Annotated in this window: 16 protein-coding genes and 1 riboswitch; all 16 genes read left to right on the forward strand. The window is 66.1% G+C overall.

The genetic code is table 11. The features are described from left to right. Positions 1-452: 452 nt before the first annotated feature. On the forward strand, positions 453-1499 hold the full coding sequence (cobT, locus tag AC56LY_RS24245) for a nicotinate-nucleotide--dimethylbenzimidazole phosphoribosyltransferase (RefSeq protein ID WP_499583678.1): 1047 nt from the start codon (positions 453-455) through the stop codon (positions 1497-1499). Further along, positions 1496-2278 carry an adenosylcobinamide-GDP ribazoletransferase gene (locus AC56LY_RS24250; protein ID WP_499583679.1) on the forward strand — a complete coding sequence of 261 codons (783 nt, stop codon included), beginning with the start codon at positions 1496-1498 and terminating at the stop codon, positions 2276-2278. The genes cobT and AC56LY_RS24250 overlap by 4 nt, the downstream gene beginning before the upstream one ends. Then, the gene (locus tag AC56LY_RS24255) at positions 2278-2820 is read left to right on the forward strand and encodes a histidine phosphatase family protein (protein ID WP_499583680.1); all 543 of its coding nucleotides are present in this window, start codon (positions 2278-2280) and stop codon (positions 2818-2820) included. The genes AC56LY_RS24250 and AC56LY_RS24255 overlap by 1 nt, the downstream gene beginning before the upstream one ends. Before the next feature lie 20 nt (positions 2821-2840). Then, positions 2841-3076, forward strand: a riboswitch (cobalamin riboswitch). A gap of 65 nt (positions 3077-3141) precedes the next feature. Then, a complete protein-coding gene (locus AC56LY_RS24260) occupies positions 3142-4974 on the forward strand; it encodes a TonB-dependent receptor domain-containing protein (RefSeq protein ID WP_499583681.1) in 1833 nt (610 codons plus the stop codon). 60 nt (positions 4975-5034) lie between these two features. Then, a complete protein-coding gene (locus AC56LY_RS24265; RefSeq protein ID WP_499583682.1) occupies positions 5035-6057 on the forward strand; it encodes a FecCD family ABC transporter permease in 1023 nt (340 codons plus the stop codon). Then, positions 6054-6833, forward strand: coding sequence for an ABC transporter ATP-binding protein (locus AC56LY_RS24270; protein ID WP_499583683.1), 780 nt, complete (start codon positions 6054-6056; stop codon positions 6831-6833). Before AC56LY_RS24265 ends, AC56LY_RS24270 begins: the two co-directional genes overlap by 4 nt. Continuing rightward, positions 6830-7456, forward strand: a complete 627-nt coding sequence (gene cobO / locus AC56LY_RS24275; protein WP_499583684.1) for a cob(I)yrinic acid a,c-diamide adenosyltransferase — start codon at positions 6830-6832, stop codon at positions 7454-7456. Before AC56LY_RS24270 ends, cobO begins: the two co-directional genes overlap by 4 nt. Next, positions 7456-8754, forward strand: a complete 1299-nt coding sequence (locus AC56LY_RS24280) for a cobyrinic acid a,c-diamide synthase CobB (protein ID WP_499583685.1) — start codon at positions 7456-7458, stop codon at positions 8752-8754. The genes cobO and AC56LY_RS24280 overlap by 1 nt, the downstream gene beginning before the upstream one ends. After that, on the forward strand, positions 8751-9311 hold the full coding sequence (gene cobU / locus AC56LY_RS24285) for a bifunctional adenosylcobinamide kinase/adenosylcobinamide-phosphate guanylyltransferase (RefSeq protein WP_499583686.1): 561 nt from the start codon (positions 8751-8753) through the stop codon (positions 9309-9311). The genes AC56LY_RS24280 and cobU overlap by 4 nt, the downstream gene beginning before the upstream one ends. Beyond that, on the forward strand, positions 9305-10249 hold the full coding sequence (gene cbiB / locus AC56LY_RS24290; protein WP_499583687.1) for an adenosylcobinamide-phosphate synthase CbiB: 945 nt from the start codon (positions 9305-9307) through the stop codon (positions 10247-10249). The genes cobU and cbiB overlap by 7 nt, the downstream gene beginning before the upstream one ends. Beyond that, positions 10242-11222, forward strand: coding sequence for a threonine-phosphate decarboxylase CobD (gene cobD, locus AC56LY_RS24295; RefSeq protein WP_499583688.1), 981 nt, complete (start codon positions 10242-10244; stop codon positions 11220-11222). The genes cbiB and cobD overlap by 8 nt, the downstream gene beginning before the upstream one ends. Continuing rightward, a complete protein-coding gene (locus AC56LY_RS24300) occupies positions 11219-12100 on the forward strand; it encodes a cobalamin-binding protein (RefSeq protein ID WP_499583689.1) in 882 nt (293 codons plus the stop codon). The genes cobD and AC56LY_RS24300 overlap by 4 nt, the downstream gene beginning before the upstream one ends. Next, positions 12097-13590 (forward strand): cobyric acid synthase, encoded by a 1494-nt coding sequence (locus AC56LY_RS24305; RefSeq protein WP_499583690.1) that lies wholly within the window; start codon positions 12097-12099, stop codon positions 13588-13590. The genes AC56LY_RS24300 and AC56LY_RS24305 overlap by 4 nt, the downstream gene beginning before the upstream one ends. 35 nt (positions 13591-13625) lie before the next feature. After that, positions 13626-16652, forward strand: coding sequence for a hypothetical protein (locus AC56LY_RS24310; RefSeq protein WP_499583691.1), 3027 nt, complete (start codon positions 13626-13628; stop codon positions 16650-16652). After that, the gene (locus AC56LY_RS24315; protein ID WP_499583692.1) at positions 16649-18307 is read left to right on the forward strand and encodes an SWIM zinc finger family protein; all 1659 of its coding nucleotides are present in this window, start codon (positions 16649-16651) and stop codon (positions 18305-18307) included. Before AC56LY_RS24310 ends, AC56LY_RS24315 begins: the two co-directional genes overlap by 4 nt. 295 nt (positions 18308-18602) lie before the next feature. Continuing rightward, positions 18603-20531: a reverse transcriptase family protein gene (locus AC56LY_RS24320; RefSeq protein ID WP_499583693.1), complete on the forward strand. Its 1929-nt coding sequence runs from the start codon at positions 18603-18605 to the stop codon at positions 20529-20531. Positions 20532-20696: the final 165 nt, after the last annotated feature.

The following is a 20696-nucleotide window of genomic DNA, read 5'->3' on the forward strand; positions in this document are numbered from 1 at the left end:
AAACTCTTCAGTTCAATCTCTGTTTGTTGGCATTTCTGCCACCCTACCTTACGGCAGGGGTCGCTCACTCAAAATACTGACCGTTATCTCATTGCTGAGACAACGTATTTCTTTTTTTGTGAACATTTGATAATTTAAGTAATCAAGAACCGAAGTTCTTGGCACCTTCATCAAACGCCCACACTTATCGACTGTTAATTTTTAAAGAACTTTATTCGGTGCTGCTTCTGCCGTTTGCTACGAAGCGTTGTGTTCGTTAGCAGCAGAGAGGCGAGATTATGAAGTGTTTCTCAAAATTCGTCAACCCCTTATTTCCTTCTTTTTCTTCGCTGTCGCTGCGTTTGAAGCGGCGTCTGCGTCGAGGAGCGAGACTATAACAAAGCCTCGGCCGTCTTGCAATGCTTTCTGCTGTGATATCGTAGCCGCCGCCCATAGCGACCTTTCCATTACTCATGCATATTCCTGTTATTGCCCCGATCGCCAACCCGGCGCTATCCCAATCCCTGGCTGCGGCCATCAATAACAAGACCAAACCGCTCGGCAGCCTGGGCCGCCTCGAGTCGCTCGCTACCCAGTTAGGGCTGATACAGCAGACAACCCAGGTGACGATCGACCAACCTGCGATCCTCGTGTTCGCCGCCGACCATGGCGTGGTTGCCGAAGGTGTTTCCGCCTATCCGCAGGACGTGACCTGGCAGATGGTCGAGAACTTCCTGGCCAACGGCGCTGCCATCAATGTCTTCGCGCGCCAGAATGGCTGCGCGCTACGCGTGATCGACGCTGGCGTGAATCATGACTTCGGCGTGCGCGCTGGGCTGCTCGATCGAAAAGTGGCGAACGGTACCTGCAACTTCGCCGTTGAACCGGCGATGTCCACACAAGACTGCGCAACAGCCCTCGAACATGGCATGGTCCTGGCGCGCGACCTGCCCGGCAACGTCGTGGGCTTCGGCGAGATGGGCATCGGGAACACGACCGCTGCCGCTGCCCTGATGCACAAGCTGACCGGCCAGCCGGCGGCTGCCTGCGTCGGCGCCGGCACCGGCCTGACGCCTGACGGCATCCGCCATAAAGAGAACGTGGTTGCCGCCGCCGTCGCGCATCACGCCAGCGTGCACGAACCGCTCGACGTCCTGGCCACCTTCGGCGGCTTCGAGATCGCGATGATGGCCGGCGCCATGCTGCAGGCAGCCAGCCTGCGCAAGGTGCTGCTGATCGACGGCTTCATCGTCACCAGCGCGCTGCTGGTCGCCGCGCGCCTGCAACCGGCGATCCTCGACTACTGCGTGTTCGCGCACTGCTCGGGCGAGCATGGCCACGCCCTGCTGCTCGATCAGCTCGGGGCCAGCCCGCTGCTCGACCTGGGCCTGCGCCTGGGTGAAGGCACCGGCAGCGCACTCGCTCTGCCCTTGCTGCACGCGGCGGCCAACTTCCTGAGCGAGATGGCGACCTTCGCATCGGCCCAGGTCTCGGGACAACTCGGCGAGCACGCGGGATGATCCATCAACTGCGCCTGTTCTTCATTGCGCTTCAGTTTTTCACGCGGATCCCGATCCCGCACTGGGTCGGCTTCGAGCCGGCCTGGCTCAATCACGCGTCGCGCTACTTCCCGCTGGTCGGCGTCGTGGTGGGCGCGATCGGCGCGGCCGTCTACGTCATCGCCGCGCACTGGCTGCCAGCGCCAGTGGCCGCCGTCCTTTCCACGGCCGCGACGATCTACCTCACCGGCGCTTTCCACGAAGACGGCTTTGCCGATACCTGCGATGGTCTGGGCGGCGGCATGACGAAGGAGCGCGCTCTCGAGATCATGAAGGATTCGCGCGTCGGTGCGTATGGCGCGATCGGTATCGTCTGCATGCTGGGCGCGAAGCTGGCCGCACTCGCCACGCTGCCGCCCTTGACTGCTGTCGGCGCCCTGCTGCTGGCCCACCCGCTTTCGCGCCTGGCCGCCACGTCCCTGATCTGGCAGATGGAATATGCCCGCGCCGAAGGCAAGGCCAAGCCGCTGGCCGTGCGCATGAGCAGCGCCGAATTCGGGATCGCAACGCTCACGGTGCTGGTGCCAGCGATCGTGCTGCTCGCCGTCGGCCTGCTCGACCTAGCGGCGATTGGCGCGGCGCTGTTCGCGGCCTTGCTGGCCACGCGCTGGCTGGCCCGCACATTCACGCGCCGGCTGCAGGGCTATACGGGCGACTGTCTGGGCGCCGTGCAGCAGTTGGCCGAAGTCGCCATCTATATCGCGGTACTGGCCACGCTCGGGCGCGGCGCGCTGGCCTGATGCGCCTGTACCTCGTACGCCACCCGAAACCGGGCGTGCCGGCCGGGCACTGCTACGGCCGCACCGACCTGCCAGCGCAGGCAACAGACACCGCACGCGTGCTGGCGGCGCTGACCAATCAAGGCCTGCCCGGCACCATGCCGGTCTACGCCAGCCCATTGCAACGCAGCGCCGTATTGGCGCAGCAGCTGTCAACCGCGCCCACGTTCGACGCACGCCTGGCCGAGATGGACTTTGGCACGTGGGAGCTGCGCCACTGGGACGACATCGCGCGGGACGAGATCGATGCCTGGAACGCCGACCTGCTCCACTACCGCCCCGGCGGCGGCGAAAACGTCCTGCAGGTGGCCGTGCGCGTGGCCGCGTTTCGGGCCGACATCCAGCGCGCAGGGTGCGCCGCAGCACTCGTGATCTGCCACGCCGGCACCATGCGCCTGCTGCACGCCATGTCCGGCGGCGGTACATTGGAGGATGCTGCGCTGCGTGCGGCATCGACACCACACCAGATCGGCTATGGCGAAGTCATGGTGCTGGAAATATGACAATGCCCGGTTCAACCACCTTATAATGAGCGCGTTTTGGTGCTCGCACCTGCGTTCGCAGGTGCAGTTAAACGGGAAACACGAAGCCCTTCACAGGGCCAACGCGTGCTGCCCCCGCAACGGTAAGCAAGTGCTGCAGCCTTTCATCGGGCCCTGCGGCAAACCGCCCCCTCATACCACTGTGCTTTTCTGAGCATGGGAAGGTCGGACGGCCATACTTGTCAGCCCGGATACCGGCCAAAAGGTGGATACGCGCACAGCGCGATCCTTTGAATCCAGCCCACGGGGACGTCGGCGGGATGCCTTTGATAAGAACCACTCATGAATTTTCCAGTAAGCCGGCAAGCGGCCGCCGTGTCGCTCGCACTCGCCCTCATCTCGTCCACCGCCATCGCCGAAGTCGCTGACACCGTCGTCGTCACCGCCACCCGCACGCCGCAACCCGCTGCAGACCTGATCGCCGACACCACCGTCATCAACGCCGAAGAAATCGCGCGCTCGGGCGCCGGCTCGGTGGCCGACATCCTGCAGCGCCAACGCGGCATCGAGATCACCCGCAACGGCCCGGCCGGCACCGCCACCAGCGTCTACGTGCGCGGCGCGAACGCCAACCAGATCGTCGTGCTGCTCGACGGCGTGCGCATCGCCTCCGGCACTACCGGCACTGCCAGCTGGAATGCCATCCCGCTGGGCGCCATCGACCGCATCGAAATCGTCTACGGGCCACTGAGCACGTTGTACGGCGCCGACGCCATCGGCGGCGTGATCCAGATATTCACCCGCAAGGGTGAAGGCGCACCTGTCGTCACCGCTTCGCTCGGCGCCGGCAGCAACGCGACGCTGCAGGGCGATGCAGGCATCTTCGGCAGCAGCGGTGGCCCGAATGCCATCAGCTATGCCTTCGGCGCCGGCTACGAAGAGTCGGATGGCTTCTCGTCCACGCGGCCGGGTGCGTCGGGCTACAACGCCGACGAAGACGGCTATCGTCGCCGCAACGCCAATGGTCGTGTGTCGATGGCGCTCGCGCCGGGTCACGAGATCGGCGCCCAGTTCCTGGCCAGCCGCACGTACAGCCAGTACGATGCCAGTGGTTCCGGCAGCTACGATGTGCACAGCGACACGGACCTCAATACCGCCGCAGTCTTCATGACCAACCAGATCCTGCCGAACTGGCGTAGCACCGTGCAGTACGCGCGTTCGGAAGACAAGTCGGGCAGCTTCAGCAACGCCACGGCCAGCGGCGCCAGCCAGGCCGACACCGAGCAGAACGAATTCTCGTGGCAAAACAACGTCGCCATCGGCCAGGATACCCTGCAGCTGCTGTTCAACCACCGCAAAGAAGAGGTAGCGTCGATGCGCAAGACGCGCATTACCAATTCGTATGCAGCAGCGTATTCGGCCAAGCGCGCCAATCATCTGTTCGATGTCAGCGCGCGCCAGGACCGCTCGGTCTACGGCAGCCAGAACACTGGCGCCGCCGGCTACGGCTACGAGTTCGGCAACGGCCTGCGCGCCACCGCCAGCATCGGCACGAGCTTCCGCGCCCCGACTTTCAACGAGTTGTACTTCCCGAACTACGGCCTGGAGACGAACAAGCCGGAAAAAGGCCGCAACCGCGAAGTGGGCCTGCGCTACGACGGCAACGGCTACAACCTCGACGCCACGTACTTCCACAATCGCCTGACCGACATGATCGTATCCAGCACGCCATGCCCGGACGGTATCAACCGCAGCTGCGCCTACAACGTCAACGAAGCGACGCTCGAAGGCTTCTCGCTGGCCGGCAGCACGCGCCTGATGGACGTGAACCTGCGCGCCAGCCTCGATTGGCAGGATCCGCGTGACGACACAACCGGCCGCCAGCTGGCGCGCCGCGCGAAGAAGCACGCCAACTTCGCGGCCGACTACGTGATGGGCCAGTTAAAGAGCGGCGCCGAGCTGACCGTGTCGGGTGACCGTTTCGACAACGCGCCCAATACCAGCCGCCTGGGTGGCTACGGCTTGCTGAACCTGTACACCACGTACCAGTTCACGCCCGACTGGTCCTTACTGCTGCGAGTAAACAACGTCGCGGACAAGAACTACGAAGTGGCGCGCAACTACGGCACCAGTGGCCGCACCTGGTTCGCGTCGCTGCGCTACGGCATCCGTTAAGCTGGCATTTTCCGCCCGCGGCGCACGCGCCGCGGGCATCGATCAACTATCAGGGCCCGCATGCAAGCACCCGTCCCGTCATTACGCCAACGCGCCACGCTTATCGTCGGCGCCATGCTGGTCCTGGCCATCGCCACCCTGCTGTTCTCGGGCATGACTGGTTCCATCCGCGTGCCGCTCAGCGACATCCCCGACGCCCTGCGCCAGCTGGCCAGCGGCCAACCCGAATCCCTGTCCGCATCCCTGCTCGACCTGCGCGCCAGCCGCGCGCTGGTGGCCTTTGCCACCGGCGGCGCCCTCGCCCTGGCCGGCCTGATGATGCAGGCGCTGTTACGCAATCCCCTCGCCGACCCGTATGTGCTGGGCGTCTCGTCCGGCGCCTCGGTCGGCGCCCTCCTCGCCCTGCTGCTCATGGCGTCCACGCTGATGGTCGATGCGGCCGCCCTGGTGGGCGCCGTCACCGTCTCCCTGCTGCTGTACGTGCTGGCGCGGCGCGACCTGCGCAGCGGCCAGGCCGCCGAAGGCGGCGCCTCGATGCTGCTGCTGACCGGGGTGATCGTCTCGGCCTTGTGCAGCTCCCTCATCACCCTCATGCTGTCGATCGCCCCTGAGGGGCGCCTGCGCAGCATGATCTTCTGGCTGATCGGCGACCTGGCCGGCGCGCCGCTGCGCCTGGCGCCGTGGGTCGTGCTGGTCGGCGCGCTGCTGTTTGCCATGCGCAGCGCGCGCGCCATGAACATGGTCGCGCTGCACGCAGAAAACGCCGTCACGCTGGGCGTGCGCGTGAGCGCGCTGCGCAAGGGCCTGTTCTTCGTGTCGGCGCTGCTCACCGCAAGCGCCGTCACCAGCGCGGGCGCCGTCGGCTTCGTCGGCCTGATCGTGCCCCACGCCTGCCGCTTTGCCTTCGGTCCCGATCACCGCGTGCTGATTCCCGCCGTCGTCCTGAGCGGCGGTGCGTTCCTCGTGCTGTGCGATACGCTGGCACGCACGATCGTCGCGCCGCAGCAGCTGCCGGTGGGCGCCATCACCGCGATGATCGGTGCGCCGGTCTTCCTGTATCAACTGCACCGCATGCGCAAATGAGCACCATCGCCACCCACGACCTGCGCCTTTCCATTGCCGGGCGCACCCTGGTGCAGGGCCTGAACTGGGCCGCGCAACCCGGTGAATGCTGGAGCATCATCGGCCGCAACGGTGCCGGCAAGAGCACCTTGCTGCGCACGCTGGCAGGCTTGCACCAGCCCGACGGCGGCGCGGTCCACATCGGAGGACGCGCTCTGGCGGCCTGGCCGCTGACCGACCTGGCGCGCGAACGCGCCTTTCTCGCCCAGTCGCGCCACGACGCCTTTGCCTACACGGTGCTCGAGAGCGTGCTCTCGGCGCGCCACCCATACCACGCCAACCGCTACTGGGAAGGCAGCGACGACCATCAGATTGCGCTGGAAGCCCTGGCATCAATGGACGTAAGTGACCTGGCGGCGCGCGACGTGCGCACGCTGTCCGGCGGCGAGCGCCAGCGCGTGGCGATTGCCACCCTGCTGGCCCAACAAACTCCGTTGCTGCTGCTCGACGAGCCAGCCAATGCGCTCGACCTGGCGCACCAGGTGAGCGTGACAGGCCTGCTGGCGCGCCTGTGCCGCGAGCAGAACAAGACCGTGGTCATGATCGGCCACGACCTGAACCTGGCTTCGCGCATTTCGACCCACGTGCTGCTGCTCATGGGTGATGGCCGCTGGCAGGCCGGCACCAATGAACAGACCATGCAGAGCGCGCTGCTGGGCGACTACCTCGGCCACCCGATCGAGATGATCGAACATCACGGCCGCCGCATCTTCATCCCTCAAGAGGATTCCGCATGAACGACATGACTCCCGAACAAACCGCTGCGCTGAATGAACGCCATCGCGTACGCATGGAACGCAAGAAAGCCGTCATCGACGCAAAGATCGCGTCGGCCGACAAGGAAATCGGCATCATCATTGTCAATACCGGCAACGGCAAGGGCAAGAGCTCGAGCGCGTTCGGCATGGTGGCGCGCGCGCTGGGCCACGGCATGCAGGTCGGCGTGGTCCAGTTCATCAAGGGCGCGCTGTCGACCGGCGAAGAAACCTTCCTGCGCCGCTTCCCGGACGAAGTGCGCTTCCATGCGATGGGCGAAGGCTATACCTGGGAAACCCAGAACCGCGAGCGCGACATCGAAAAAGCAACCGAGGCATGGGCGCTGGCCAAACAGTTCCTGTCCGATCCGACCATCGGGATGGTGGTGCTGGACGAACTGAATATCGCCCTTAAATACGGGTACGTCGACGTGCACACCGTGATCGCCGACCTGCTCGACCGCCCGACCATGCAGCACGTGGTGATCACGGGCCGTGGCGCACCGCCCGAACTGGTGGCGGTCGCCGACACCGTCACCGAAATGAACGTCGTCAAGCACGCGTTCAAGGCGGGGATCGGCGCCCAGGCCGGGACGGAGTGGTAATGAACGCGCATCCCGGTGCGCGCGTGGTGCTGGTGGCAGCAATGGCCTCCGGCCAGGGCAAGACCACTGTCACGGCCGCGCTGGCGCGGCGCCTGATCCGCATGGGCAAGCGCGTGCGCGTGTTCAAGTGCGGTCCCGACTTCGTCGATCCGGTGATGCTGGAGAGCGCGTGCGGCACACCGGTCCACAATCTGGATCTGTGGATGGTCGGGCCCGAGGCATGCCGCCAGCGCCTGCAGGCCGCCGCTGCGGAGGCCGACGCGATTCTCGTCGAAGGCGTGATGGGCCTGTACGACGGCACGCCATCGAGCGCCGACCTGGCGCGCGCGTTCGGGATTCCCGTGCTGGCGGTGCTGGATGCATCGGCGATGGCGCAGACGGCCGGCGCCGTGGCGCAAGGCTTGCGTGACTATGGTCCCGTGCAGATGGCGGGCGTGATCGCCAACCGCGTCGCCAGCAGCGGCCACGCGGCGATGGTCAAGGAGTCGCTGCGCGATATTCCCCTGATCGGCACCCTGGCGCGTCAGGAACATCACCTGCCCGAGCGGCACCTGGGCCTGGTGCTGCCGGGTGAAGTCGAAGAGCTGCAGCGTATCCTTGACGCGCTGGCCGACAGCATCGAATTCGACGAGGCGGCGTGGGATGCGCTGCCGGTGATGGAACCAGCGCGCGCCGTCCCGGCGCAGATCGACACGCCGCTAGCCGGCCGCACGATCGCAATCGCGCATGACCCGTCATTCATGTTCGTGTATCCGGCCAACGTCGAGCTGCTCAAAGCGCTGGGGGCGCAGATCACGTACTTTGCCCCACTGTCGAACGACGCGGTGCCGGACCATGCCGACGCCGTGTATCTGCCGGGCGGCTATCCCGAGCTGCATGGCGCGGCGCTGCAAGGCGCAACGCGCTGGCGCGATTCGATCCGCGCGGCCCATGCGCGCGGCGTGCCGATCGTGGCCGAATGCGGCGGCATGATGGCCCTGGCCGATGGCTTGACCGACAGCGATGGCCGACGCTGGGAGATGGCTGGCGTGCTGCCGGGCGAAGTGGCGATGCAACAGCGCCTGGCTGGCCTCGGGATGCATGCGCTGGCCGCGCCGGAGGGCGAACTGCGCGGTCACACCTTCCACTATTCGCTGCTGGCCACCGGCGTGCCGCCGCAGGCGCATACCGTCAAGCAGCGCACGCAGACACCGGGCGAAGCGGTGTACCGCGTCGGCTCGCTGTTCGCGTCGTACTTCCACGGCTACTTTCCGTCCAACCCGCGCGCGGTTGCCGCACTGTTTGGCGGTGCGCCATGAGCGCGACGCTGGTCTTTGGCGGCGCACGCTCGGGCAAGAGCGCCTTCGCCGAACGGCTGGCGCGCGACTCGGGCCAGGAAGTCGTGTATATCGCCACCTCGCGTGCGGGTGATGGCGAGATGGCGGCGCGTATTGCGCTGCACCGGGAGCAGCGGCCGCACGAATGGCGCACGGTCGAGGAAGAACTGGCGCTGGCGCAGACGCTGCGCACCGAATGCCTGCCGGGCCGCCTGGTGCTGGTCGATTGCCTGACGCTGTGGCTCAGCAACCTGATGTTCTGCGATGGCCGGGAATATCCCGAGGTCGGCGCCTTGACGCTGCCGGACCGGTTCCACGAGGAGCGCGCAGCTCTGCTGGACCTGCTCGACGCGGGCGTGCCGGGCGACGTGGTCTTTGTGTCGAATGAAGTCGGGATGGGCATCGTGCCGTGGGGCGCGATCTCGCGCAGCTTTGCCGACGAAGCCGGGCGCTTGAACCAGGCCGTGGCTGCGCGCGTGGACCGCGCGGTGCTGGTCGCGGCCGGCCTGCCACTTGTTCTGAAGGGTTCCCTGTGCTGACTGGCCTGTCGCTGGCGACGATGGCGCTGCTGCTGGTGGCAGGTGTCGCGCTCGATCTGCTGCTGGGCGAGACGCGGCGCTGGCATCCGCTGGTCGGCTTCGGCAATCTGGCGAACTTCATCGAACGGCGCCTGAACCGCGGCAAGCTGCGCCTGCCGCGCGGCAGCCTGGCATGGGCATTGGCAGTGCTCCCATTGGCTGCCTTGTTCTTGCTGCTGACCGATGTCGCCGGCCTGTGGCTGCATGCGGTGCTGCTGTATCTGTGCATCGGCCTGCGCAGCCTGCGCGACCATACAATCCCGATCTACGAGGCGCTGCGCGGCGGCGACCTGGCCCAGGCGCGCGCACTGACCGCCCGCATCGTCAGCCGCGACACTGCCAGCGCCAGCGAGTCCGACCTGGCCAAGGCGAGCGCCGAGTCGCTTCTTGAAAACGGTAACGACGCCGTGTTCGGCACGCTGTTCTGGTTCATCCTGCTGGGTGGGCCGGGCGCGGTGCTGTTCCGGCTGGCCAATACGCTCGATGCGATGTGGGGTTACCGTAGCGCGCGTTTCAATCTGTTCGGCCGCCCTGCAGCGCGCATCGACGACGTGATGAACTATCTGCCGGCGCGCCTGACCGCGCTGTCGTATGTGCTGCTGGCCGGTGCCGGGCGCGCGCGCGCCTGGCACTGCTGGCGCACGCAGGCACCGGCATGGAGCAGCCCGAACGCCGGGCCGGTGATGGCCAGCGGCGCCGGCGCACTGGGCGTATCCCTCGGTGGCGCGGCGGTCTACGATGGCGAGGTCGAACAACGCCCGCCACTGGGCGCCGGCCCGGCCGCCTGCGCCGGCGACATCCAGCGCGCCTGGCGGCTGGTGCTGCGTACGACGCTGCTGTGGCTAACCGTCGTCTGCCTGCTGGCCGTGTTATCCGTGATCGGGGCGCCGCATGCTTGAACACGGCGGCAACCTGCGCGACGCCGCGCGATATTACGGGCGCGATGACTGGATCGACCTGTCGACCGGGATCAACCCGCATGGCTATCCGGCGCCGGCGCCATCGCCTGGGGCGTGGCTGCGCCTGCCCGAGCCGGATCCCGCGCTGCTGGCAGCGGCCTGCGCGTACTACCGCGCGCCGCAATTACTACCGGTGGCCGGCACCCAGGCCGCGATCCAGGCGCTGCCCCGCCTGCGCGCACCGTCGCGCGTCGCCGTGTCGGCGCCATCGTATGCCGAGCACGCGCACCACTGGGGCCAGCATGGCCACCAGTTACGGCAGGTTGCGTATGCCGAGCTGGAAGCGGCGGTCGACGTCAGCGATGTTGTCGTTGTCGTCAATCCGAACAACCCGACCGGCGAAACGATTGCGCCAGAACGCCTGCTCGACTGGGCCACACGCCTGCAGGCGCGCGGCGGCTGGCTGATCGTCGACGAAGCGTTCGGCGACACCACGACGGCGCTCAGCGTGGCGATGCACGCCTCGCAGCCCGGCCTCATCGTGCTGCGCTCGATCGGCAAATTTTTTGGCCTCGCGGGCCTGCGCCTGGGCTTCGTCGCCGCGCATGACAGCCTGCTGCGCGATCTGGCGGACCTGCTGGGGCCATGGACCATCAGCGGTCCGGTGCAGGAGATCGCCCTGGCAGCCCTGATCGATAGCGCCTGGCAGCAGGCCACGCATGCCAGCCTGTGCCAGTCCGGCGAGCGGATGACGCGCCTGTTGCTGGACCACGGCATTGCCAGCAGTGGCACGGCGCTGTTTCGCTGGTGGCCGCAGATGCACCCCGAAGCCTTCCACGCCCATATGGCGGCGCGCGGCATCTGGTGCCGGCTGTTCCGGGAAGCCGGGCGCGGTATCCGCGTCGGCCTGCCGGCAGGCGAACCTGAATGGCACCGCTTTGAACACGCACTTCATGAATGGAACCAACGATGAAAACAACGATGCTGACGGCTGCCCTGATGGCATGTCTGTCGATCACCTGTGCGCAAGCCGCGATCACGGTCAAGGACGACGGCGGCCAGACCGTCACGGTCGCCAAGCCAGCGCTGCGCATCATCTCGCTCGCGCCGAGCGTGACCGAGCTGCTGTTCGCGGCCGGTGGCGGCAGCCGCGTCGTGGGCGCCGTCAACTACAGCGATTATCCCGAAGCGGCCAAGCGTATCCCGCGTATCGGCTCGAACCGTGAGATCGACATGGAATTATTGATCTCGCTGAAGCCCGACCTGATCGTGGCCTGGCGCCACAACAGCTCGGACCGGCAAATCGAGATGGTGCGCCAGCTCGGCATCCCGGTGTTCCAGAGCGATGCGCAGACACTGGACGCCATTCCCGACAGCGTCGAGCGGCTTGGCCAGTTGATGGGGACCGATGCCGCGGCCAAAACGGCGGCGGCCGCGCTGCGCACGCAGCTGGCCAGCCTGCGCAAGCGGTACGCAGGCCGCGCGCCGGTGCGCGTCTTTTACCAGGTATGGGACAAGCCGCTGTACACGCTCAGCGGAAAGCACATCCTGACCGATGCGATGCACCTGTGCGGCGGCGTGAACGTCTTCGACAAGCTGGCCGTGACGGCGCCGGTGGTCACGCTCGAGAGCGTGCTGCAGGAAAATCCCGAAGTGATCATCGCCACGGCCGAAAAGAACTACGGCGGCGTGCAGTTGTGGAAAACCTACGGCACCATGACCGCCGTGAGCCGCAACAACCTGTTCACGCTCGACGGCCATTTGCTCAATCGCGCGGGGCCGCGCATGATCCAGGGCACTGCCACGATGTGCGAAGTGCTCGAACAGGCGCGCCAGCGTCGGCCGAAATGAATACGTTCCCCTACCGGACCCTGATGGTGCAAGGGACGACCTCGGACGCCGGCAAAACGACGGTCGTGGCGGCGCTGTGCCGGCTGTTGAAACAGCGCGGCGTGAAGGTCGCGCCATTCAAGCCACAGAACATGGCCCTCAATAGCGCGGTCACGCGCGATGGCGGCGAGATCGGCCGCGCCCAGGCGCTGCAGGCCATCGCCGCCGGCATCGAGCCGCACACCGACATGAACCCGGTGCTGCTCAAGCCATCGAGCGACACCGGCGCCCAGATCATCATCCATGGCCGCGTGCGCGCCGACATGAATGCGCGCGACTACCACCAGTACAAGCCGATCGCGATGGGTGCGGTGCTCGAATCGCATGCGCGCCTGCTGGCGCAGTACGAGGCGGTGATCGTGGAAGGCGCCGGCAGTCCGGCCGAAATCAATCTGCGCGACCGCGACATCGCCAATATGGGGTTTGCCGAAGCTGTCGATTGCCCGGTGATCCTGGTCGCCGACATCGATCGTGGCGGCGTGTTCGCACACCTGGTCGGCACGTTATCGTGCCTGTCGCAGTCGGAGCGCGATCGCGTGATCGGCTTTGTCATCAACCGCTTCCGCGGCGATATCAAGCTGCTCGAACCGGGGCTCGACTGGCTCGAGGCGCAAACCGGCAAGCCGGTGCTGGCGGTACTGCCTTATCTGCATGGCTTGTTTCTCGATGCCGAGGATGCCGTGCAGGCAGCGCAAACGAGCAAGGGCGCGTTTCGCGTGGTCGTGCCAAGCCTGCCGCGCATGAGCAATCACACCGATTTCGATGCGCTGCGCGCGCATCCCGACGTCGACCTGCGTTTCGTGCGCGAGGGCGAAGCGATTCCCGGCGCCGACCTGATCATCCTCCCGGGCAGCAAGAACACGCGCGGCGACCTGGCCTGGCTGCAGGCGCAGGGCTGGCCCGCGCAGCTGGCGCGGCACATGCGTTATGGCGGCAAGGTGATCGGCATCTGCGGCGGCTTTCAAATGCTGGGGAGCAGGGTCGATGATCCGCACGGCGTCGAAGGTGCCGCCGGAGGCTCCGAGGGACTTGGCCTGCTCGAGATGGAGACGACGCTGACGCGCGAGAAGCGCCTGGCGCAAGTAAAGGGGCATTGCCGCTTCAGCCCTGACGCACATGAGGCTACCGTGACCGGCTATGAAATCCACATGGGCGAGTCGAGCGGCGCCGCGCTGGCGCGGCCGGCGTTCGAGATCGACGGCGCCGCGGAAGGCGCCTGTTCGGAGGACGGTCAGATTCTCGGCAGCTACCTGCACGGCATGTTCGACAGCGCGCCGGCCTGCGCGGCGCTGCTGCACTGGGCCGGTTTGCGCAGTGCGAACGTGGTGGACACGGCGGCGCTGCGTGAAGCGAGTCTGGACCGCCTCGCCGACGCAACCGAGCCCCTGCTCGCGCGTCTGTGCGACCTCGCGGATCCGCGCGGCGTTTACTCGGCAGCGACTGTTGGTTAGAATCGGACAGTTGATTCATTTGCAAGGGCGATGCGGTGAAGCTGATCAAAACAGTAAAGCTGGTCCGGACGCAAAAAGACAGCGTCATCCATTGCGATATCGAACTGTGCCTCGTCACTGGCGCCGCCGATGGTTACCTCGTCAATCTGCGCCAGGGCCGCATCGGCGAAGAGTGGCGCGACAGCACGCGCACGCCACAACCCGTTCCACTGCCTGAAGCCAACCGGTTATTCGACCGCGCAGTCGCAGCCAAGCTGGCGCAAGGCTTTGCTGATCCCGCTGCGCCGCCAGTGCCAATTGTCCAAGCCAGCACGCCAGCCACGGACGTGCACACGGCGCCCATCCTGCTCACCGAGGCCGACCGCGCCGTTCTGCAACGCCTCGAGCGAGGCAGCTGGCACGCCTTGTCGCAGTTGCAGCGCAAGCGCACCATCTGGCGTATTGGCGAACGTCGCCTGCGCGCCGCCGTGCCGGTCCTGATCGAGCAGATCGAACGCGGTGACCCGATGCAGGATTACTGCATCGCCTGGGCCATTGGCCGCTGCAGCGACCGGGGCGCCCTGCAGGCCATGCACGAACTGCAGACCCGCAGCACACATGAAGCGGTGCGCCGCGTGGCCCTGCAGGCCTGGTTGATGCTGGCGAACGACGCCGAGCGTCACGCTCATGCACAGGCACTGATCGACAGCTGGCCCCAGGCCGTGCAGCGCGCCTGGGCCGATGCCGACAGCGCCGCACTGCTGACGGTTTCGCTCCAGGACGGCGCCTGGCTCGAGCAACTCGACCAGGTCGCGCAGGCGGACAGCCTTGCGCCGCTGGCGCGCCCGCTGCTGCTTGACGCCCTGCGCGCGATCGAACTGCGCGGTCAGGCGTTCGCCGCCGTGCGCCACATCTACAAGATGGCCGAAATGCGCGCTGATGGCGAGGTGTTCGGGCTGCTGCAGCGACGCTTCGAAATCACGCCGCACAGCAGCGAACGTTATGTGCGGGTCGGTAAGCGGTATCAGCTTGCGGCGTATGGCGGCGTGACGCGCGCCTATCTGCTGCGGCGCGGCTGGCGTACGCTGCGCCGTCTCGGCGCCGCTGGCGACCCTGACTTCGTGCCCATGGCGCTGGCCATCCTCGTCCAATACCATGACCGCGACGCCAGTAAGCCGTACTGGCGCGCCGGTGGCGCCGTCGGCCGGTATGGCCATTGGCCCTTGTTCAACCACCTGCTGCGCGCCCATGCAGGCCTGCGGCACAGCAGCACGGGGCTGACCTGGTACGAGCCGGAGCAGGCGCTGTCCCAGGGCGGGCGGTACGAAGCATTCCCCGAACTCTGGGACGCCCATCCCGATGCCTTGTTATCGCTGTTGCTGCGCAGCGCCGCCGAGGGTGTGCATGCGTTCGCGGTGCGCGCACTGCGCGACAACAGGGCCTGGTGCGACGCCCTGCCCGCGGCAACCCTGCGCCACCTGCTGCGCAGTGCCTACCCCGTCACCACACAATTTGCCTTCGACACGGCGCGGCGCCGCTTCGAACCGGATGCGCCCGATGCATCCTGGCTGCTGCTGTTCATCGAATCAGGCCTGCCGGAAGCGCTGCAGTATGCCCTTGACTGGATTGCGCGCGCGCCCCATGTCTATGCGGCCGATACCGACCTGGTGATCGGCATGCTGGTCTCGGCGCAGCCGGCGGTGCGCGAAGCGGCATGGCGCTTGTGCGAGGCGGCCCTGGCGCTGCCTGATGGGGGAAGCAGCATCGTGGAGGCGTTGCTCGACTGGCTCGACGACTGCGCCGACAGCAGGATCGACCTGGTCGGCGCCCACCTGCTGCATGCGCTGACGTCGCCATTGCACGCCGCCGCCGCGCAGGCGCCCTACGCGCGGCTCCTTCTTTTGCTGCGCCACCGGCTGGCCGCCGTGCGGGTGCTGGCCTGCCACTGGTTGCTGCTGCACGCCGAGCCGGCATCGGTACTGCCGCCGTCAAGCCTGGCGGCGTTGTTGCGCGATCCCGAGGCCGAGGTACGCGCGATGGGCGTGCGGCTGTTCGGCGCGCTGCCGGACCATGTGCTCGTGGCGCAGACCGATCTCGTCGCACGCTTTGCCATCGCGCCCGACGCGGGCGTGCGCCAGGCGGTCGATGGGGTGATCGTCCGCTTGGGTAGCCTCAACCCGGCGTTCGGTGCGACCCTGCTGCCGGTGCTGCTCGATGGTCTGTTTCGCAGCGAGACCGGCACCGGCATGCATGCCGATTTGCTGGGCTGGATCGCCGGGCCGCTGGCGCAACAGCCGGCACTGAATGACCCTGATTTACTGCGCCGCCTGCTGGCCGCGCGCAGCAAGGGCGCGCAATTGCTGGGCAGTGCGCTGATCGATCGCTTCGACGCACGCGGTTTCGAGGTCACCGACTGGGCTGCGTTCGGGTGCAATCAGAACGCGGTCGTGCGCCAGTGGGCCTACGCCGCCTTCGTGGCCCATCCGGCCACCGTGCGCGCGCACCTGGAAGCTGCGTTACGCCTGTTCGACAGCAGGTTCGATGACACGCGCGCGTTCGCCACCGATTTCTTCGCGCGCGTCTGTGCTGCAGACGACTGGACGCCGCTGCTGCTGGTCAGCCTGTGCGACCATCCGGAACCTGCCGCCCAGCTCTTCGGTCGCACGATGATCAGCATGCATCTGGAGGGCGCCGATGGCGTCGACCTGATGCTCAAGCTAAGCCAGCACCCGTCGGCCAATATGCAGCTGTTCGTCAGTGCCTGGATCGAGGCGGCGAGCGGGGGCGACATCCTGAGGCTGCGCCGTCTCGAACCCTATTTCTTGACGGTGCTGTCGCAGGTGAACCGTGGCCGCGTGGCGCGCCAGCGCGTACAGGTATTCCTGCGTGCCCAGGCCATGCTGTCGCCGGAGATCGGGGCCTTCGTGGCCAACCTTTTTGCACGCCAGGTGGTGACGATGGCGATCGGCGACAAGGCGCATTACATCGACAGCCTGCGCGCCATCCAGGCCCGTTATCCAGAACTGCCGGCCGTGCTGACGGTGCAGCCGCCTCCCACACTTCCAGCGCGCACGCGAGCATGAGATTTCAATATCGCTACTACGGCGCATCTGGCGTCGACAACAGCGCATCACGCACCGAGATGCGCTTCGTGCCCGACACTTTGCGCCCGCCGACCAGCTTCATTGCCGACGTCGGCCAGCGCCTGCCCTTTCGCGAAGCGATATCGGCGCTGCACGACGTGGTGGTCGCCGACGGGCGGTATCAGGCGCCGGACAAAACCGCCTACAAGGCATGGCTGGCCCAGAATGAAGAAGCGCTGCTGGCGCAGTTCCAGGCACGCTCGGCCGACCTGCGTGCGCGCCAGGCGCCGCTGCGTGACGAACTGGCCCAGGTACGGGCGCAAAAGGCCACGGTGCTCAAGCCGTTCTTCAAGGCCCAGTCGGCATATTTCGAGTACATCTACCGCACCGACCGCACGCTCTGGTATCTGCTCGATCCCGTCATCACGGTGCATCCCGACCAGGTATTCTTCGAATGCTTCAGCCGCGATGAATCGAGCTATGCGGCGCTCAGTTGCAGCCATGAGATGTTCGACCACGTCGGCCAATTCAATTGCGGCACCACGAACATCGATTATTCGGAGGCGCTGTATGAAGAATTCCAGAAGATCCGGGACTACAAGACGACGCGGCTGACGATCGATCCGGGCGGGTTCCAGGTGCGCTCGGACGATGACCCGGCATTCATCGAACCGAAGATCGATGTGCCTGACAGCTGGGTACGCGGGTTCCTGCAAGTAAGCAGCGCGATGAACCTGCCGGCACACGTGCTCGACCTGCATCCGATGGACCTGCACAACTTCTGCCGCGTGCTGCGGCGGCGCCGTGAACGCGCAGGGCCGCGCTCGATCCGCTTCGTTCTGACGCCAGGTGAACCGGTGCGCGCCGTGTTCGAGCCATGGAACGAAGAAGTTGTCTGCCGGCGCTCGCCCTACCAGGGCAATACCGGTGCCGAGATCCGCATCTGGGGCCGGCGCCGCCTGCTGCTGCTCGAACGCCTGCTGCCGCTGGCACGCAAGTTTCGCGTACACCTGATGGGTAGCGGCATGCCCAGTTTCTGGATTGCCGACCTGCCCGGGATGCACTTCACGCTCGGGCTGTCCGGCTGGACTGCAAACGACTGGTCCCAGACAGGCAACTTCGACCTGCTGGCGCCACGCGGCGACGTCGACGACGACAGCAAGGCGCGCGTGCATGCGGCGCTGGCCAAGCGCTGGTTCGCCAGCGCCGATCAGCTGGCGGTCGATACCGGCCTGTCGCGCATGCTCGTTGAACGCGCGTTGACCCTGTACACCCAGGCCGGCCGCGTCGTCTATGATTTGAACGACCGCGTGTACCGCCTGCGCGAACTGACGCGCGAGCCTTTGCCGATGGCCGATCTGCGCTTTGCCAGCACGGCGGAGGCAGAAGCGGCGACCATGCTGGCGCTGCATGCGGTGCAGCCGGCGACACCCGAGGCACTGCCCGATGGCGCGACCAGGTTGAGCGGCGTGGCCAGGTCGGGCGAACGCCGCTACCGTGCCATGCTGGTGCTCGATGCCGATGGCCGCATCATTGACGGCGCGTGCGAATGCAATCAGTTCACCCAACACCGGCTACGCCAGGGGCCGTGCCCGCACATGCTGGCCGTGCGGCTGGCGTCGGCGCCGGCGCCCATGCAGGCGGCGAGCGCATGATGCGGGCGCCAACCCGGCCCTGGCGGCGGTCGCCGGTATCGCTTGAGTCGAGCGCAACAGCGCTGCTATACTCGTTCCGACAGGCACGGCAGGATGGCTCTTGCAACCCGGACGGTGGATCGCCGTCCTCGTATTCAGCCCTCCCCATGCGTCACTGGCGCGCTCTTCACTGTGCCAAACTGACGCCGGTAGCACCAGACGATGTGGATTCCCTGAATCTCATGGGTGCTACCGGCGTCGTTTGGCGTCGAGTTGAGCGCCCCAGTCCCCACGGCCCTTCGATGACAATCCGGCCGTGCCTGTCCTCTTTCTTGCGCCCCGCACCATGGGCTCGCCAATGACCATGCTCCCTCCCGCTTCTTCCGGACCCACGTCGCGCGAAGACGCCCTCGCGCGCATTCGCGCCACTTCGCGCGACGAAGTCACCCTGGCAGAAATGCAGCGCCTTGGCTTCTGGCCGGCGCAGCATGACGATTCGCCGGCTGCGCAACTGGTTCAGCGCGAGGCTGAGCTCACTCGCGCCCTGTCGGCCCTGGGCGCGGAGCTGCGTGAGGTTGACGATCCTGTCCTTGCCTTGCGGCGGATGCGCAAGGAGCGCATGGCGCAGGCGAAGATTCGGCGCGAAGAGACACGCCAGCGGCGTGCGGCCGAGCGTCACGCTCGCGCCCAGGCGTGGCATGTCCGCCGCGCCAGCGAATTGCTGTATCTGGGTGAGGATGTGTCGGCCGGCCTGGGAGATGCCCGCAGCGATGCTGACCGGCTCGCGCGCCTCGCATTACCGGCGCTGCATGATGCGCGCGACCTGGCGCAGGCGATGGGCGTGTCGCTGCACGAGCTGCGATTCCTGGCGTTCGACCGGCGCGTCTCGCGCATCAGTCACTATCGCCGCTTTACCATGCCAAAGAAGACGGGCGGCGAACGCATGATCTCGGCGCCGATGCCGCGCCTGAAGCGCGCCCAGTACTGGGTGCTCGATAATGTCCTGACCCGCGTCCCGGTTCACGGTGCAGTGCATGGCTTCCTGGCGGGACGATCGATCGTCAGCAATGCAGCGCCGCACGTCGGCCGGGCTGTCGTCATCAATGTCGACCTCAAGGATTTTTTCCCGACGATCGACTTGCCGCGCGTGCGTGGCGTGTTCACCCAGCTCGGATTCGGCAAGCAAGTAGCGACCACATTGGCGCTGTTGTGTACCGAAGCGCCGACTGAACAGGTGAGCATCGATGGTGAGACCTTTCATGTCGCGCTTGGCGCACGCGTGTTGCCACAGGGCGCGCCCAGCAGTCCGGCATTGACCAATATCCTGTGCCGGCGATTGGACGCACGGCTGCAGGGGGCAGCAGCCAAGCTCGGCTTTACTTATACCCGGTATGCCGATGACTTGACTTTCTCGGCCGACGAAGAAGGCCGCAAGCTGGCCGGCAAGCTGCTGTGGCGGGTGCGCCAGATCGTGATCGATGAAGGATTCACGCCCCATCCTCAGAAACAGCACGTGATGCGCGATTCGGCCCGCCAGAGCGTGACCGGGATCGTCGTCAACACCAGGCCGGCAGTAAGCCGTGAGATGCTGCGGCGGTTTCGCGCGACGTTGTTTCAGGTCGAGAAGGACGGGCCGGTCGGCAAGCAATGGAATGGGAATGAGAACGTGTTTGCCGCGCTGGAGGGCTATGCGCATTTCATTCGCACGGTCGACGCCGAAAAAGGCGCACCTTTGCTGGCCAGGGTGCGTCAGGCACGCGTGACATGGGGTGGGTCGGATGGGCCATTCGCGCCTGCTGACAATGCCGGGCGTCAGCGTACCAACGCGTTCCGGGCACTGTCGGCGCAGGGGAAGGCACCTTGGGACGGATTCTGGCAAGCGTCCGGACCACCGGCACCGGTTCTGGAGAAAACCGCAGACCAGGTCAAGAACGAGAAGAAGGCCGCACGCTCGGTCAACGACGCGCCGGCATCGACGACTCAACGGGGGGATCCGGAACAGGTCGCGCCGCGTGTGGCAGCCGCCGGGAAATCCATGGCGAACGCCGATTGCGCCGTACCATGGATCGCGTTGATTGCACAGTTACTGGTTGCCTCGATGCTGGTAAATGTCCTGAACAATGGTGCGCCATTGCTGTGCGCGCTTGTTGCAGCGTTTCTGTCGTACCGCGAGCGTCATGCGAAATGGCGCCGGTTTGCATTCATCATGGGGCTGGTTACGTTAGCCGTGCTTTATCTATATTGACAGGGTTTGCGCTGCAGGCGTGATGGATCGGGCATGCAAATCGGCCGCCCCAAAGCGAAAAGCCCCACTCAGATCACTGAGCGGGGCTTTTCTATATAACTAGCCTGACGATAACCTACTTTCACACTGGTTGCAGCACTATCATCGGCGCAAAGTCGTTTCACG

The organism is Telluria sp. ZT3P25 (genome assembly GCF_059685895.1).

Bases quoted from the DNA above. Each gene is read 5' to 3' on its own strand.
- AC56LY_RS24315 (WP_499583692.1), top strand. From the start codon at position 16,649: ATGAGATTTCAATATCGCTACTACGGCGCATCTGGCGTCGACAACAGC.
- AC56LY_RS24250 (WP_499583679.1), top strand. From the start codon at position 1,496: ATGATCCATCAACTGCGCCTGTTCTTCATTGCGCTTCAGTTTTTCACG.
- AC56LY_RS24260 (WP_499583681.1), top strand. From the start codon at position 3,142: ATGAATTTTCCAGTAAGCCGGCAAGCGGCCGCCGTGTCGCTCGCACTC.
- cobD (WP_499583688.1), top strand. From the start codon at position 10,242: ATGCTTGAACACGGCGGCAACCTGCGCGACGCCGCGCGATATTACGGG.
- AC56LY_RS24305 (WP_499583690.1), top strand. From the start codon at position 12,097: ATGAATACGTTCCCCTACCGGACCCTGATGGTGCAAGGGACGACCTCG.
- cobO (WP_499583684.1), top strand. From the start codon at position 6,830: ATGAACGACATGACTCCCGAACAAACCGCTGCGCTGAATGAACGCCAT.
- cobT (WP_499583678.1), top strand. From the start codon at position 453: ATGCATATTCCTGTTATTGCCCCGATCGCCAACCCGGCGCTATCCCAA.
- AC56LY_RS24265 (WP_499583682.1), top strand. From the start codon at position 5,035: ATGCAAGCACCCGTCCCGTCATTACGCCAACGCGCCACGCTTATCGTC.
- AC56LY_RS24280 (WP_499583685.1), top strand. From the start codon at position 7,456: ATGAACGCGCATCCCGGTGCGCGCGTGGTGCTGGTGGCAGCAATGGCC.
- cobU (WP_499583686.1), top strand. From the start codon at position 8,751: ATGAGCGCGACGCTGGTCTTTGGCGGCGCACGCTCGGGCAAGAGCGCC.
- AC56LY_RS24300 (WP_499583689.1), top strand. From the start codon at position 11,219: ATGAAAACAACGATGCTGACGGCTGCCCTGATGGCATGTCTGTCGATC.
- AC56LY_RS24255 (WP_499583680.1), top strand. From the start codon at position 2,278: ATGCGCCTGTACCTCGTACGCCACCCGAAACCGGGCGTGCCGGCCGGG.
- AC56LY_RS24270 (WP_499583683.1), top strand. From the start codon at position 6,054: ATGAGCACCATCGCCACCCACGACCTGCGCCTTTCCATTGCCGGGCGC.